Genomic DNA, 14,677 nt, shown 5'->3' with positions numbered 1-14,677 from the left:
CACCTTATTTTTGCTTAGGTTCTTCTATAGTTTCAAATACTTCGCTGGCTCTATTAATAAGAGAGTCGCTAAATTCAATACCTAGCTCCTTTGCAACTTCCTTGTTTAAGTACAAGCTTGAATTGCTTATAAGTTCAAAAGGCATATCTTGAGCTTTCGCTTCACCTTTTAATACCTTTGCCGCCATGGCTCCTGTTTGTTCTCCCAAGGAAACATACTCTATACCTTCTGATGCAAGGCAACCTATTTTTACCTGTTCTATTTCAGAACCGAAAATTGGAATATTTTTAGCCTTTGCCTTATCCATTATAGTAGGAAGTGAATTTACAACAGTATTATCTGTTAGGTTAGTAAGAGCATCTACCTTGGATAAGATACTGTCAGTTGCAAGAGGTATATCAGCAGTTGTTGTTACACTTTCAGTTACAAGTTCAAAATCATACTTAGGTGCAAGCTCCTTATAGGTTTCTATCATGGAAATTGAATTAGCTTCACTTGTTGTATAAAGTACACCTATTTTCTTAGCATCAGGTAAAACCTCTCTAATCATTTTAAGCTGTGCATCTATTGGAAGCTTGTCGCTAGTTCCTGTAATGTTACCTACTGAGCTTCCATCTTCATTGGCAAGCTGAGCGGCAACAGGGTCGCTTATTGCAGTATAAATTACAGGAATGTCTGTACCGTTTGCGGCATTGTAGGCACTCATAGCTGCAGGAGTTGCTATTGCAACTATCATGTCATACTTATTAGCTACAAAGGAATTTGCAATTTGACTTGTAATACCCATATCAGCTTCAGCGTTTTGATAGTCTATAGTAAGGTTTTCTCCTTCTACAAAACCGTTATCAGCAAGTCCCTTTATAAAACCTGTTCTGCAATTATCAAGGGATCCATGTTGAGCAAACTGTAAAATACCTATCTTCACATTTTTAGTAGCCTCTGTTGAAGCAGTTTCTGAGTTTTCTTTACTTTCTTGACTTTCTTTCTTGCCGCAAGCTGTAAAAACAAGGGCAAAAATCGCTAATACCAACAATAACTTTCTAAATTTCATTTTCTTCTCTCCTTTTATTTTTCTCCTAATAGACAAATAGAATGAGAAGGATGGAATAAAAAAAAGACTTCCATCCCCTATGGGACAAAAGTCGTAACTTCTGCGGTACCACCCAAATTTGCTTTAAGCACTCTCATCAATACTATCATATTGGTCCCAATATAACGGTAGGGTTCCGTTGGGCATTACTCTTTATAAAAAATTTCTTCCCACCCTCTGAAGTCCATTCACCGGAAGAAATGCAGATACTCACACCTAAATGTATCACTCTCTTAGCACTTCCATCTCCGCCTACTATTCTTCGTTTTCGGTTTATACTAGCTAGTATACTACATCTTTAAAACTTGTCAACAAAAAATTATAAATTATTCTCCTCATTAATCACTTACTTATCAAAGTTTATATGATCATCAGTCATTAAAAGAATTCTGTCTCCATCACTTATTACAGTATCTCCTGAGGCTCTTATAAACTTGCCCTTTCTGTTTATAGTTAAAATAAGTTTGTTATGTTTAAGATTTAGGTCTACTATTCTCTTACCTATCCATGGATGCAGACCCGTTGCTGAAAATTCAACTATCTCTTCTCCCTGATAGTCAAAGTATTCCTCTCCTGCAACTATTACAACATCTCCCTCTTTAAATTCCGTATTACCCTTGGGAACAATAGTATTTCCATCCCTTTCAATTTTTGCAACGATAAAGCCTAAGGCCATATCAAGATCCTTTACCTTCTTACCTATAAGGCTGCTGCCCTCAGTAACTAAGGTTTGCATAAAGGAAATATCGCTTTTATCTACATAAAAGTTAAAGGTTTTAAGAACTGTATCATTAGGATCGATCATATCGGTTTTTTTAGACACATAGGCCATAAAGGATCCTTGTGCAAGACAGGACAGGAAGCATATTCCAAAAACTATATGATAAATATCGATAGTCAAATTACTTGTGCTGTTTACCGCCATAATAGCAAAGGCAATTGCTGCAGCTCCTCTAAGTCCTGCCCATGATATAACTGTCAATTGATTCCTTTTAAGTTTAAAGGGAAGCATCAAGGCTACAACTGACAAAGGTCTTGCTACAAAGGTCATAAAAATCATAATAATAAAGGCTATGGGAAGAGTTAATAAAATATTTTCGGGATTTGCCAAAAGTCCAAGGGTAAAGAAAAGTCCTATACTCATAAGCTCTGTAAAACCGTCAAAGAAAAATACTATATCCTTTTTGCCCACAAAAGGCTTGTTGCCTATAAAGATGCCAAAAATATAGGCTGCAAGAAATCCGTTACCTCCTATTACATTAGTAAAGGAATAGGTTAAAAGTGCCACCGATGCCATAAATACTATTGCAAGACCGTCCTTTTGCATATTAATTTTAAGAACAATTTTTGAAACTATATAGGCAAAGGCAAATCCTATAAGCGCTCCTAAAATAAACTGCTTAAGAATAAGTAGAGGTACTGAAACATCACTGCCTGCTTCAAGGGACAAAAACAGCATTGTCATTGTATAAGCTGTAGGGTCATTGGAACCACTTTCAAGCTCAAGAAGAGATGCTGAATTATATTTAAGGTTAAGGTTTTTTGAAGCCAGTATATTTGAAACTGAGGCATAGTCAGTAGAGCCTACTATTGAACCTAAAAGCATACTTTCAATTAAAGGCAGCTTAAAGAAAAAATGCACAAAGGCTCCCGTAAGAAGGGCAGTTGAAACTACACCTAAAGATGCTAAAACCACGGCCTCCCTTACAACAGGCTTACCCATTTTCCAATTGGTACCAAAGCCCCCATAAAACATAATTACAACTAGGGCAAAGGTGGAAACACCTTCTGCAAGTTCGTAATTATCAAAACTGATTCCTAAAAGCTTACATATAATGCCCAGTGTTAAAAATAAAAGTAATGAGGGTATTCCCGATTTATCTGATAAGTTAATGGCGAAAAGTGCCATTATTAATATAATTGCAATAAATAAAAGTCCCATTGTAGCCTCTCTTTTTCTTTTTTTATTATGGATATTGTACCATAAAAAGCATATAAAATAATTCACCAATAGGGTATAAATATAACAAATATAAAAAGGAGAGATTATGAAAGCTAAAATATTAAAAAAATTAAAGGGACAGGAAACAAAAGACGGTGCAGGTGTAAAGCTTATAAGAATTTTAAACACATCAACTATAGAAAGTCATGACCCCTTCTTAATGCTTGACAGCTTCGATTCGACAAATTACGAGGACTATAAAGCTGGATTTCCCACTCATCCTCATAGAGGTATAGAAACTATTACCTACCTGTCAAAGGGTCAGGTAACACATAAGGATTCCATGGGCAACGAAAAGACCATAGGCCCTAAGATGATTCAGTGGATGACTGCAGGCTCTGGTATTATGCATTCAGAAATGTTTGCTGAAGAAGATAGGCTGCTGGGACTTCAGCTTTGGTTAAATCTTCCAAAAGAAAACAAAATGACTCACCCCTTTTACAAGGAGGTATCCGATAAGGACATACCTATTTTAGAAGAGGGCAGTACAAAAATCAAAATCTACAGCGGAAGTCTTGCTGACAAAGAAGGCTTTAAGCCTAAATATAATCCCCTTGACTATTTTGTTATAGAGATGAAGAAGGGCGAAAAGCTTCAATTTGAATCAAAGGTGGGCTACACCAGCCATCTATTTACTCTTTTGGGAGAGGTTAAGGTAAATGAAGACACCATTTCTGAAAAGACAGACGCGCTTTTATCCTCAGGCTCTCTTACTATAGAGGCTTTATCTGATTGCGAGCTTGTCTGGATGGCATCAAAGCCTCTTAAGGAGCCTGTAGCCTGGGGTGGACCTATAGTTATGAATACTGAAGAAGAATTGCAATTAGCCTTTAGAGAACTTCGTGATGGAAGCTTTATTAAAGATAAAATAGATGAATAAAGCTCATAAAAAATATTATCTTAAGATGATTTTGTTAAGATCTTGAATTTTTTTAAAATAAAAAAGGGATATGGTTATAAAAGAATCATATCCCTTTTAATAATTGATTTTTTATTTTTCAGTCTGGCTTTTAGGAAGTATAAGGTTAAGTGCAATTCCCACTACTGCTGAAAGTGCAGTACCTGACAAATTTGCAATTTGACTTATTGGAAAGACAGCTCCGCCAAGACCGAGTACCATCATAGCTGATGCTATAATTAAATTTCTCTGTTCTCTAAAGTTTACCTTGTTATCAACAAGTACACTTAAACCGTTACTTGCTATAACTCCGTATAAAAGTAGACTCATACCTCCAAGTACAGGAGCCGGTATTGACATAATAACTGCCTGAACCGGAGCCAAGAAACTAAGTATTATTGCTATAACAGCCGCACCGAAAATAACGCTGGTACTGGCAATTCTTGTAAGTGCAACTACCCCTGTATTCTCTCCATAGGTTGTATTTGCCGGTCCTCCTAGAAGGGCTGACACTAAAGTTGCAACTCCATCGCCTGTTATAGTTCTTGGAAGTCCCGGATCTTTTAAAAAGTTCCTGCCGCATATTTTACTTAAGGCGGTGTGGTCTCCTATATGTTCAGATAAGGTTACAAAGGCTACAGGAAGTATGGCAAGAGTTTCAGGACCAAAGTAAAATCTGTAACTGTTAAAGTGCTCTGTTTTAAAGGGCAGATAAAACTCAGGAACATGAAATATTCCACCTTTTACTGACTCTATAATTCCTGAATATTCTACAATACCCAAAGCCATTGATAGAATATAACCCCCTGCTATTCCTACAAGGAAGGGAATTATTTTAAATACTCCCTTTGCCCTGGCGGATATAAAGGATGTAATTAAAAAAGTAACCGTCGCAACTAACATATTTACCATGTCGCCTCCTTCTACAAAGCCCGCCTGACTTACTGCGGTAGAAGAAAGTCCAAGTCCTATAACAATAATCATAGGTCCTATTACAATGGGAGGTAAAATTTTATCCAACCACCAGGTACCGGTAAATTTTAAAATAATCGCAACAGTTACATATACTAAACCTATAAGGATCAATCCTGTTTGAGAGGCGCTGACATCTCCATCCATAGCCTTTATGGCATATTGCATGGCAGCTATATAAGCAAAGGATGAACCTAAATAAACAGGTACATTAAATCCTGTAATTAAAAGATAAATTATAGTGCCTATACCGCTACAAAACAAAGCAACGGAAACCGGCAAGCCCACTACAAGAGGAACTAAAATCGTCGCCCCAAACATTGCAAAAACATGTTGAAAGCTTAAAAACATGGACTTAATAAAAGCTGGTCTTTCATGTACGTCATACAATAGATATTTTTCCATTTTTTTCTCCTTTTTTATAAGTGCAATTTTTTATCCTTAAAATGGTAACACATCTTTTTTAAAAATTCAATGAGCTTTTATTAAGTCTTTTAGTTTATTCTTCTTCCTCTCTCATGGCTTCCTCATCAGCTTCAGTATTTTTACTAAAGTAAAAATTGCTTCTTATGTTTTCAATTAGCTTCTTATCGTAGTTATTATCTATACCCTTATGGAAAATATCATAGGCGTAATCAAAGAAATTTTCCACTTCGCCTCTTACAGAGTCATCAGCTATCATTCTTATAAGAGATATGCCTTCAAGTATTGCATTATAAACTGAAGGATCAGCCTTTGCTTTAGGTATAAGTTGATTAAAGGCCAGATACATTTCCTGCTCAATAGAATAAGATGTATAAATTATCTGTATATTTTCATTTTGCTCCATAATTATATAATGATTTTCAGTTGAAAAAAGCTGCCCTATCATATTAGATACCTTTTCAATGCAGCTTATAGCATCATTGGGAGACTTGACACCGCTACTTAAGGCTGTTGTTGCAATTTCAACAAGATTTGTAATTTCATTGTGATAATCCAAGTCTTCATTTTTTTCGTCATTAAACAAAAAACACTCAGACATTGATTTTAAATATTCAACCTTCTCTTCCTTATCTAAAGAGCTAAGTTGTCTATCCCCTACAAGACTTAAATCGGCAAGATAAATTCCCTTTGATATAAACTCACCTATTTGTCTCTTTATAACTATAGTTCCCTTAAAGTCTTTTAAAATATTAAAAAGTCCCGCGTAATCTACTCCATAAAAATAGCCTGTTTGATTTGAATATATTTGGATAAGTTCTCCCTTACCCTTATCAAACATTCTAGTAGATTCCTTTCTACGTTTAGCTTCTTCTTTTACAAGCTCAATACCTTCATCATAAATATCCTGAATAACATTAGACGCCTTGATATATCTGATTACCACCATAATAAATATCATAAAGTGAATCATACTTGCCATAGCGTAGACTATTCCCAAAGATCCTGCCAAAACCTTTTGTTCAAACTTTATATCTCCAAGTATAAAAAGACTTAGAACTGTATAAAAAAATCCTCCAATGAATATCCCAATTAGACTTAAAACATGCCTTTTATTAATAAATTTTTGAATTATACTTGAGGCAAGATTAGACATGTGAGTAGTCATTACAGTTAAAATTGTTGAGAAAGTAAAAGTAGTGACCGTTAAGAAAACTCCGGAAAGAGATGATAAAAAAGAATTGGATAAGTCAGAAGATAGTAAAAAGAACTCAGGAATGTGTTTCTTTACAAAAGGGTATTTTACATCAACTAGCCATACTATAAATAAAAGAATAAATGAAACCAAGGTGAACTTAGTCATACTAATAACATTTTTGTGATTTGCATACCATAATTTTAATCTCGCTGTCATATTAACCTCCTTATCTTTGGATCATTATATTATAAAGCATAGTTTGTTTACAAGTTTTATAAATACACATCTTTTTCACAACTCATAAAATTTATAGTATTAAAATTTATGTAATTCCATGGTAAAATGTTAATGTAATATTATAAGTTTAGTAAAACTTTATTTAAGAGGTGATATAGTGACTAAAATACTAGAATCAAAAAGTTTATATGAAAAACTAATTGAAGATGTTAAAAAAGAAATTAAAAATTTAGGCATTACTCCCAAGCTTGCCATTGTAAGGCTTGGAGAAGATGCTCCCGCCCTTGCCTATGAAAAAGGTATTAAAAAAACAGCTTCCCTTTTAGGCTTTGATCTTAATATTAACGAGCTTGACATAAAGGCTTCAGAGGAAGAAGTTTTAAGTCTTATTGACAAGCTTAATAATGACGATACAGTAGGCGGTATACTTATTTTTAGACCCCTCCCCCAACACATTGACCCGGACAAAATAAACAATGCCATAAACCCTTTAAAGGACATAGATTGTATGAACCCGGTTAATCGTGCAAAGGTATATTCCGGAAATATTGACGGTTTTATACCTCTTGCTCCTAAATCTGCAGTAATGCTTCTTGAACATCACGGATATGATCTTAAGGGTAAGGATTGTGTTATAATTAACCACTCAGATGTAGTGGGCAAACCTTTATCTATGATACTTCTTGCCAAGTGGGCTACAGTAAGTCTTTGCCATATAGAAACCAAGGACTTAAGGTCCTACACCAAAAATGCTGATATAGTATTTACAGCTATGGGTGTTCCCGAAATGCTTGATGATTCCTACTTTAGTGAAAAGGCAACAGTAATAGATATAGGCCTTTCTAAAAACAAGGAAGGAAAAATGTGCGGCGACCTTAACGAAAAATCTGTTGAAGGAAAAATAGAAGCATACTCTCCGGTTCCCGGTGGTGTAGGTAGAACCACAAACCTTTTGCTTTTACAAGGCGCTTTGAATTTCTATAAAAAATAAAAACCTATCTTTTCATAGTGGTTTTAAATAAAATAAACTCCGCTTTTTAAGGCGGAGCTTTTATTTTACTTAATTTTATTATTTAACAACTGCAAGTACAAGTTGAACTTCCACAGGTGCATCTCCCGGTAAACTTTCAACACCTACTGCAGCCCTTGAAGCAATTCCTCTCTCCTTTAAGTTTTCATAAAGGTAATCAGATACAAAGTCTCCTATTTTTGCATGTTTAGTAAAACCTCTTTCAGCATTTACAAATACATAAATAGATAAGACCTCAAGGCTCTCTCCATCATTAATTGTATTTTCAGCAGCTGTTAAGGCATTACTTGCAGCAAGTGTTACACACTCCTTGTAATCCTCTATAGGATCATTAATCATTACCTTACCTGTTTTTATCAAAACTCCCTTGTCTCTTGGAGTCATACCGGCAGTATAAATCATATCTCCTATTCTTTTTGCAGGTATATATTTACCTTGAGGTATAGGATTTTCTTTTTTCATTGCTCCTCCTTATAAATTAAAATTTTACTTATCTAAACCTGACACGTGATTTAAAACTTTTTTATAGTCCAGGTTATAAACTCCTTCTTCTTCAAGATTAAGCCAATCTACAGCCTTGCCCATAAAGCCTATAATACCATCAAGATAAGGTGTCTTTAGACCCATTTGGTTGGATAAAACCTTCACCGGATAAATTCCATAGGGTATGTCTTCAAAAACATATCTATGATGCAGGTTCTTAGGTCCTTTGGCAAGCTTATAGGATTCATTTAAATGTAGAGCATCATAAAGATTTTCATGTTTAATCTTCCATGATCCGTTAATTATATCTAAAATTCCCTTAGCTTTAATTCCAAGCTTATCGCAAAGTGCCAATCTTTCCTTATCAATGTTTAAAACATAATCTATAGCAAGAGGTGATGCTGCAGGACCATAGAAAGCAAAGTCCTCACCTGCTTCAATTCTTGCCAGGTTAAAAGCTACAATAGGTACGTGAATCACCGGATTAGAAGCATTTAAAGAAGCTGCAACAAGATTTTCAAAAACAGTTACATTGTTCATGTTATCATTAAAAAAGTTTAAGATTTTTTCAGTATTGTTTCCATTTAAAATACCAAGATCAACAGATTCTTTCTTTGCAGCAAGAACCTCTCTCTCAGAAATATACTTAGAGGTAAAAATCATACCTCCTGTCTCAGCAAGTCCAAGATTTAATTCTTCAATCTTATCCTTTAAAACTTCGTAGAATTCATAAGCTCCCCAATTTCCATTAAAGATAACTATAGATTGATCCTTTTCCAATAAGTCCCTTAGATTTTTTGCAACGTCGAGGTGTCCGTCTGATGTAGTAGTTACAAAAATCATTTCGCTTCCACTTACAGCTTCCTTTAAATCTGAACTTGCTTTAACCTTACATTCAGTATTAAAGGAGCCTGAATCTTTAATTCCTTCCTTATTAATTAAATCCACCTTGTCCTGTTTTCTATCATAAAGGCAAACATCATAGCCTTTAGTAGTTAAAAATATAGCCATGGCCTTTCCTGTGTTGCCTGCACCGATTACTGTTATTTTCATAATCTGCCCCTTTCTTTTTGCTTATAAAATAATTTATCAAGTACACCCTATTAACACTATACATTAAAATTATACCATTGATAAAAAATCATAACAATTAAAATTAATTCTACAATATAAAAAGCCCCTTGTCTTATAGACTCGGGGCTTAATTTAGTCTTTACTTTTTTTATCTTTTACCTTTTTTAACCTGAAGAAGTCTTCCCTTTCCTTTTCCTGAAGAGTATTGTCTATCTCGGTCTTTATGCTTTCAAATTTTGGAATTTGGATCTTATCCAAAGCATTTGCTCTTTTACCTGTCTTTTTAATTTCCCTTGCAAGTTTAAAAACTGAAGTTTCCACTTCGGCAAGTTCATAGATTAATTCCTTTAGCTTGTGCATATCAGCCTCAGCTAAGTCAAAGGCTGTTGTTGTTTTGTGAATTGAATGGTCAACCTTCAACCTATTTTGATAGTATTTTATTTCAGGAAGCTCAACTCCCATTACAGATCTGAATTGTATCTTATAAGGCTCCTCCCTCTTGGCAGTTTTAGCAATTTCATATATGGTTTCTGAACCCATGGTAATTGTTGCTTCCTCCAAGGCTTCATAAGACTCCTTAAAAGAATCTTCTATCTCCTTTTGAAGTTCTCCGGCTCTTTTATTTAGGTCCATCATTTCCTTTATAAGGATAGTCCTTTTTTTGTCTAAAAGTTCATAGCCTTTCTTGGCCCTTTTAAGAGATGACTTTGCCCAAATAAGATTTGCCTTTGTCGGTGCAAGTTTGCTAGGCATTTAATCAACTCCTTGAATCTTTTAAATATTTTTCTTTTAACTTAGGATCTATTCTGTCAAGTTCAGTTTCCGGAAGTAACCTTAACAGTTCCCAACCTAAATCAAGACTCTGCTCAATACTCCTATTTTCATCAAAACCTTGTTTTAAAAATTTATTTTCAAATTCATCACCGAATTTTAAATATTCTCTTTCAACTTCTGAAAGGTCCTCTGAGCCGATAATTTGCGACAAAGCTCTAACTTCTTCTACATGGGAGTAGGAAGCGAAAAGCTGAGATGAAAGATCTCCGTGATCTTCCCTGGTATAACCTTCTCCTATACCGTCCTTCATAAGTCTTGAAAGAGAGGGCAAAACATTTATAGGCGGATAGGTTCCCTTTTGATCCAAATCCCTTGACAAAACTATTTGACCCTCTGTAATGAATCCCGTTAAGTCCGCTATAGGGTGGGTAATGTCGTCATTAGGCATAGTCAGTATAGGTATTAAGGTAACTGATCCCTTAAGGTCTTTAATCATACCGGCTCTTTCATAAAGGCCTGCCAAATCGGAATATAAGTGTCCGGGGTAGCCCTTTCTTGAAGGTACCTCTTCCCTTGAAGATGATACCTCTCTTAAGGCTTCACCATAGCTTGTAATATCCGTCATTATTACAAGAACCTCCTTGTGCTCTTCATAGGCCAGATACTCTGCTGCCGTAAGAGCACACTTAGGAGTAATTAATCTTTCCATAATGGGATCATCAGCATAATTTATATACATGGCTACCTTGTCAAGGACCCCTGTTTCCCTAAAAGAATTTATAAAATAGTCAGCCTCGTCATGTTTTACACCTATTGCCGCAAAAACTATGGCAAAGTCCTCTTCCCTTGCATTTTTAAGTTTTGCCTGGCGAACTATTTGAGCAGCAAGTTCATTGTGGGGAAGACCTGAGCCTGAAAATATAGGAAGCTTTTGTCCTCTGATTAAGGTCATCAGGGTATCTATTGAAGATATACCTGTTTGAATAAAATCTCTAGGGTACTTTCTTGTAGCCGGGTTAATGGGTCTACCGTTTATATTGTAAAATTTATTGCTGTAAATTTCTCCACCCTTATCTATAGGTCTTGCCAGTCCGTTAAATACCCTACCCAATATTTCTACTGATAGAGGAATCTCAAAAGGTTGCGCTCTAAAACTTACCTTGGTGTTTTCAAGAGACAGGCCTAAGCTTTCTCCGAAAACTTGTATAGTGACTCTATCTTCATCTATTTTTACTACCTGGCCTACCATTTCCTTCTTGCCCGGAATTTTTATATTTACCACTTCTTCAAAGGCAACGTCTTTAAGGTTTGAAAGTTCAATTAAAGATCCATCAATTTTATCAAGCTTTAAATATTCTTTTTTCATTTTTCATCATCCTTAAAACTGTCTTCCAACTCAAGATAATAACTCTTAATTTTATTATTTAAGCTTACAAACTTTGAAAGATCATTGTTTTCTATACTATATTTCATATTTACAACCTCTTGATAAAGGTCCTGATCCTTTATTTTAGAAATAGGTATTTGCATTTCCACTGCAGCTTTACCACAGGTATATAAAAGATCTATAGTCTTTAACATTTCATATTGTTTTTTTAAAGGTACAAAGGTGTCCACAGGGTTAAAAGCATTTTGTTGCAAAAATCCCACCTTTACTACCTTGGCTATTTCAAGTATTAACCTTTCAGAATCAGGAAGAACGTCCTCTCCAACAAGCATTACTATTTCATTAAGCTTGGCTTCCTTATTAAGTAGATCTAAAAACTTACTTCTAAGAGCAATAAGATCTCCGTCAAGATTCATATCATAATAGTTTTTAAGCATACTTACATAACCTGAATAAGAATTTATCCAGTTTATTGCGGGGTAGTGTCTTGCATAGGCGAGGTCTTTATCCAATGCCAAAAAGACATTTACAAATCTTTTTGTATTTTCAGTAACAGGCTCTGAGAAGTCTCCGCCTGCAGGTGATACGGCTCCAATAAGAGTAACTGATCCTTCTGTGTCGGCAAAATTTTTTACATAACCTGCTCTTTCATAGAATTGTGCTATTCTTGATGGCAAATAAGCAGGATAGCCTTCTTCTGCAGGCATTTCTTCAAGCCTTCCTGAAATCTCTCTAAGAGCTTCCGCCCATCTTGATGTAGAGTCAGCCATTAAAGCAACGTGGTATCCTTGATCTCTAAAGTACTCGGCTATAGTTACTCCTGTATATATTGAGGCTTCACGAGCTGCTACAGGCATATTTGACGTATTGGCTATTAGTATAGTTCTGTCCATTAAAGGTTTGTCGGTGTTAGGATCTATAAGTTTAGGAAAGTCTTCCAAAACTTCCGTCATTTCATTTCCACGCTCACCGCATCCTATATAAACTATTATGTCGGCATCACAATACTTGGCGATTTGATGCTGGGTCATGGTCTTTCCGGTTCCAAATCCTCCAGGAATTGCAGCAGTGCCACCCTTGGCAATAGGGAAAAACACATCAAAAACTCTTTGACCGCTAACCAACAACTTGCTTATAGGCATTCTTTCTCTAACAGGCCTTGGAATCCTTACCGGCCACTCTTGATAAAGCTTAATGCCCACATCTCCCTCTTCAGTTTCCACCTTTATAATTTCAGTTTCTATGTTGTAGTTTCCGTCATCAAGTCTTGATTTAACCCTTCCATTTATTCCTATAGGAGCTAAAATTTTGTGGGTAATAATTTCAGTTTCCTTTACCTCGGCTACTATTTGGCCTTCTTTAATTTCATCTCCGGGCTTTACCTTTATCTTTACATCCCAAAGTTTATCTTTATCAATTGATATAAGCCCTATTCCTTCAGGCATAAAGTTTCCATAGTCCTCCCTTATTTTTTCAAGAGGTCTTTGGATACCGTCAAATATATTTGATATCATGCCGGGACCAAGTTTAACACTAAGAGGTCTTCCGGTAGATATAATATCTTCTCCTTCTTTTAAACCGGTAGTTTCTTCATAAACTTGGATTGTGCCCAAGTCTCCTTCTATTTTTACTATTTCCCCTATTAGCTTCTTATCTCCTACAACTACCATTTCCCTCATTTTAAATTGTGACATGCCAAGCCCTTCCACTACAGGGCCGTTTATAGATTTAATTTTCGCCTTGCTCAATTTTATATTCCTCTTTTCTAAGGGTAAAGTGTAGGAGTTTGCCTATTTCATATTCAGCATTATCAATTTTAGCCTTTAAAGAACTGTTTATTCTATAAGTTTTGTCCTTGTCGTAAATATTAAAGCCTCCTATAAATTCCTTGTCCAGTTCTATAAAATCTAAGTTTATCTTTTTATCCTTTGCTATTTTAAGAAAATCATCTTTAAAATGCCTGTCTTTTTCAGTAAGGGCAAGATAATAATCTCCCTCTAATTCCTCAATAACTTCCTTAAAATTTTTAATCATGAAATCCTTATATTCATCAGTATCGGTAAAGTCTTTTGCCCTCTTATATAAGTCTTCAATAAGCTTTTGTAAAAATTCCCTGTCTTTTTTTAGTCCTAAAACCCTTCTGTTTTCATTAATACTTGCTTCCATTTCAAATGATTTCTTTTTAGCCAAAGCGATCCTTCTCTCTACCAGGTCTCTTTCCATCTCCTCAAGCTCTATTTTTTTCTTTTCTATATCCTGAGAATACTTTTCTTTTGCCCTTTCAAGCCTTTCATCGCACTCCTGCTTTTTCTTTTGATAAACCATTTTATTAAAGATTGCAAGTTTATCTTCAAGTAATATCATAGTATCCCTCTAATCAATTTTTATTCCTACAGATTCCTTTACATATTTTAAAATCAAATTTTTGTCCTTTAGTCCACCTCTGCCCGGTATGGTTACCACTAGAGGAAGCTCTGAAGAAAGCTTTTGCTTTATGACCTCTTCTTTAATTAAATTAAAGTCGTCCTCCGTTAGAATAATAATTCCTAAATCAGACCTTTTCTTGGCGCTTATAAAGTTTTCATAAAGCATATCCTCATCCTTGCAAAAAATTCCCTCTATACCTGCAAGTCTTAAACCTGCAAGGACATCAAGGCTCCTTGAAAGTAAAAGAGACCTCATTATAATCTACCTAAAATCATTATGGAGATAATAAGACCATAAATTGCAATTCCTTCAGCCAAGCCTAAAAATATCATGGACTTTCCTAGAATCTTAGGGTCTTCAGATACGGCTCCTATTGCTGAAGATCCTACAGATGAAACTGCAATACCTGCTCCTAGGGCTGCAAGGCCGGTTGAAATTCCTGCAGCTATAAATCCTAAGCCTGAACCGTCACCGCCGGCTGATGCAGCTTCTACAGTTTGACCTGTAAGACTTATGGCGAAAAAGGTCATTATAGGAATAAAAAACGCTAAATTAATCTTTATAAATTTTCTAAGTTTTCCTTCTGTTGCTTCAGTGCCCTTAAGATAAAAATAAGCTCCTGAAAATATCGTCGTTGCAACTACTATAATTGATGCTATTAATACTTTTTCCATTTTTAATC

At 35.3% G+C, this 14,677-nt stretch carries 14 protein-coding genes and 1 other annotated feature; of the genes, 2 read left to right on the top strand and 12 right to left on the bottom strand.

Going from position 1 to position 14,677, the window contains the following annotated elements; genetic code table 11:
• Positions 1-4: 4 nt before the first annotated feature.
• Together PEPCATONIAE_RS03440 and PEPCATONIAE_RS03435 are read right to left on the bottom strand one after the other, a co-directional pair.
• Positions 5-1,051 carry an ABC transporter substrate-binding protein gene (locus PEPCATONIAE_RS03440; protein ID WP_138159576.1) on the bottom strand — a complete coding sequence of 349 codons (1,047 nt, stop codon included), beginning with the start codon at positions 1,049-1,051 and terminating at the stop codon, positions 5-7.
• 77 nt (positions 1,052-1,128) lie between these two features.
• Positions 1,129-1,368: a binding site (T-box leader), on the bottom strand.
• A gap of 68 nt (positions 1,369-1,436) precedes the next feature.
• On the bottom strand, positions 1,437-3,032 hold the full coding sequence (locus PEPCATONIAE_RS03435) for a potassium/proton antiporter (protein ID WP_138159575.1): 1,596 nt from the start codon (positions 3,030-3,032) through the stop codon (positions 1,437-1,439).
• Between the two features lie 106 nt (positions 3,033-3,138).
• On the opposite strand from PEPCATONIAE_RS03435, the gene PEPCATONIAE_RS03430 reads away from it, so the two are divergent.
• On the top strand, positions 3,139-3,972 hold the full coding sequence (locus PEPCATONIAE_RS03430) for a pirin family protein (protein WP_138159574.1): 834 nt from the start codon (positions 3,139-3,141) through the stop codon (positions 3,970-3,972).
• 111 nt (positions 3,973-4,083) lie between these two features.
• Here the strand turns inward: PEPCATONIAE_RS03430 and PEPCATONIAE_RS03425 are convergent, their stop codons facing one another.
• Positions 4,084-5,367, bottom strand: coding sequence for a uracil-xanthine permease family protein (locus PEPCATONIAE_RS03425; RefSeq protein ID WP_138159573.1), 1,284 nt, complete (start codon positions 5,365-5,367; stop codon positions 4,084-4,086).
• Between the two features lie 94 nt (positions 5,368-5,461).
• The gene (locus PEPCATONIAE_RS03420) at positions 5,462-6,799 is read right to left on the bottom strand and encodes a DUF2254 family protein (protein WP_138159572.1); all 1,338 of its coding nucleotides are present in this window, start codon (positions 6,797-6,799) and stop codon (positions 5,462-5,464) included.
• Positions 6,800-6,977: 178 nt separating this feature from the next.
• Here PEPCATONIAE_RS03420 and PEPCATONIAE_RS03415 point away from each other — a divergent pair, with 178 nt between their 5' ends.
• Entirely contained in the window at positions 6,978-7,811 is an 834-nt protein-coding gene (locus PEPCATONIAE_RS03415) for a bifunctional 5,10-methylenetetrahydrofolate dehydrogenase/5,10-methenyltetrahydrofolate cyclohydrolase (RefSeq protein WP_138159571.1), read from the top strand.
• Positions 7,812-7,889: 78 nt separating this feature from the next.
• Here PEPCATONIAE_RS03415 and PEPCATONIAE_RS03410 read toward each other — a convergent pair whose 3' ends face one another.
• From PEPCATONIAE_RS03410 to PEPCATONIAE_RS03375, 8 genes are all read right to left on the bottom strand, one after another.
• Positions 7,890-8,312, bottom strand: coding sequence for a RidA family protein (locus PEPCATONIAE_RS03410; RefSeq protein ID WP_138159570.1), 423 nt, complete (start codon positions 8,310-8,312; stop codon positions 7,890-7,892).
• 24 nt (positions 8,313-8,336) lie between these two features.
• Complete coding sequence (locus PEPCATONIAE_RS03405; protein WP_138159569.1) at positions 8,337-9,386, bottom strand: NAD/NADP-dependent octopine/nopaline dehydrogenase family protein; 1,050 nt, start codon at positions 9,384-9,386, stop codon at positions 8,337-8,339.
• Positions 9,387-9,539: 153 nt separating this feature from the next.
• The gene (locus tag PEPCATONIAE_RS03400) at positions 9,540-10,160 is read right to left on the bottom strand and encodes a V-type ATP synthase subunit D (protein ID WP_138159568.1); all 621 of its coding nucleotides are present in this window, start codon (positions 10,158-10,160) and stop codon (positions 9,540-9,542) included.
• A 4-nt stretch (positions 10,161-10,164) separates the two neighbouring features.
• On the bottom strand, positions 10,165-11,547 hold the full coding sequence (locus tag PEPCATONIAE_RS03395; RefSeq protein WP_138159567.1) for a V-type ATP synthase subunit B: 1,383 nt from the start codon (positions 11,545-11,547) through the stop codon (positions 10,165-10,167).
• Complete coding sequence (locus tag PEPCATONIAE_RS03390) at positions 11,544-13,316, bottom strand: V-type ATP synthase subunit A (RefSeq protein WP_138159566.1); 1,773 nt, start codon at positions 13,314-13,316, stop codon at positions 11,544-11,546. The genes PEPCATONIAE_RS03395 and PEPCATONIAE_RS03390 overlap by 4 nt, the downstream gene beginning before the upstream one ends.
• Positions 13,297-13,932, bottom strand: coding sequence for a hypothetical protein (locus PEPCATONIAE_RS03385; protein ID WP_138159565.1), 636 nt, complete (start codon positions 13,930-13,932; stop codon positions 13,297-13,299). The genes PEPCATONIAE_RS03390 and PEPCATONIAE_RS03385 overlap by 20 nt, the downstream gene beginning before the upstream one ends.
• Positions 13,933-13,941: 9 nt before the next feature.
• Positions 13,942-14,250, bottom strand: coding sequence for a V-type ATP synthase subunit F (locus PEPCATONIAE_RS03380; RefSeq protein WP_138159564.1), 309 nt, complete (start codon positions 14,248-14,250; stop codon positions 13,942-13,944).
• On the bottom strand, positions 14,250-14,669 hold the full coding sequence (locus PEPCATONIAE_RS03375; RefSeq protein WP_138159563.1) for an ATP synthase subunit C: 420 nt from the start codon (positions 14,667-14,669) through the stop codon (positions 14,250-14,252). The genes PEPCATONIAE_RS03380 and PEPCATONIAE_RS03375 overlap by 1 nt, the downstream gene beginning before the upstream one ends.
• Positions 14,670-14,677 lie beyond the last annotated feature (8 nt).

This window comes from Peptoniphilus catoniae (genome assembly GCF_901447155.2).
Lineage (GTDB): Bacteria > Bacillota > Clostridia > Tissierellales > Peptoniphilaceae > Peptoniphilus_E > Peptoniphilus_E catoniae.
This window is presented reverse-complemented; position numbering and strand designations above follow the sequence as displayed.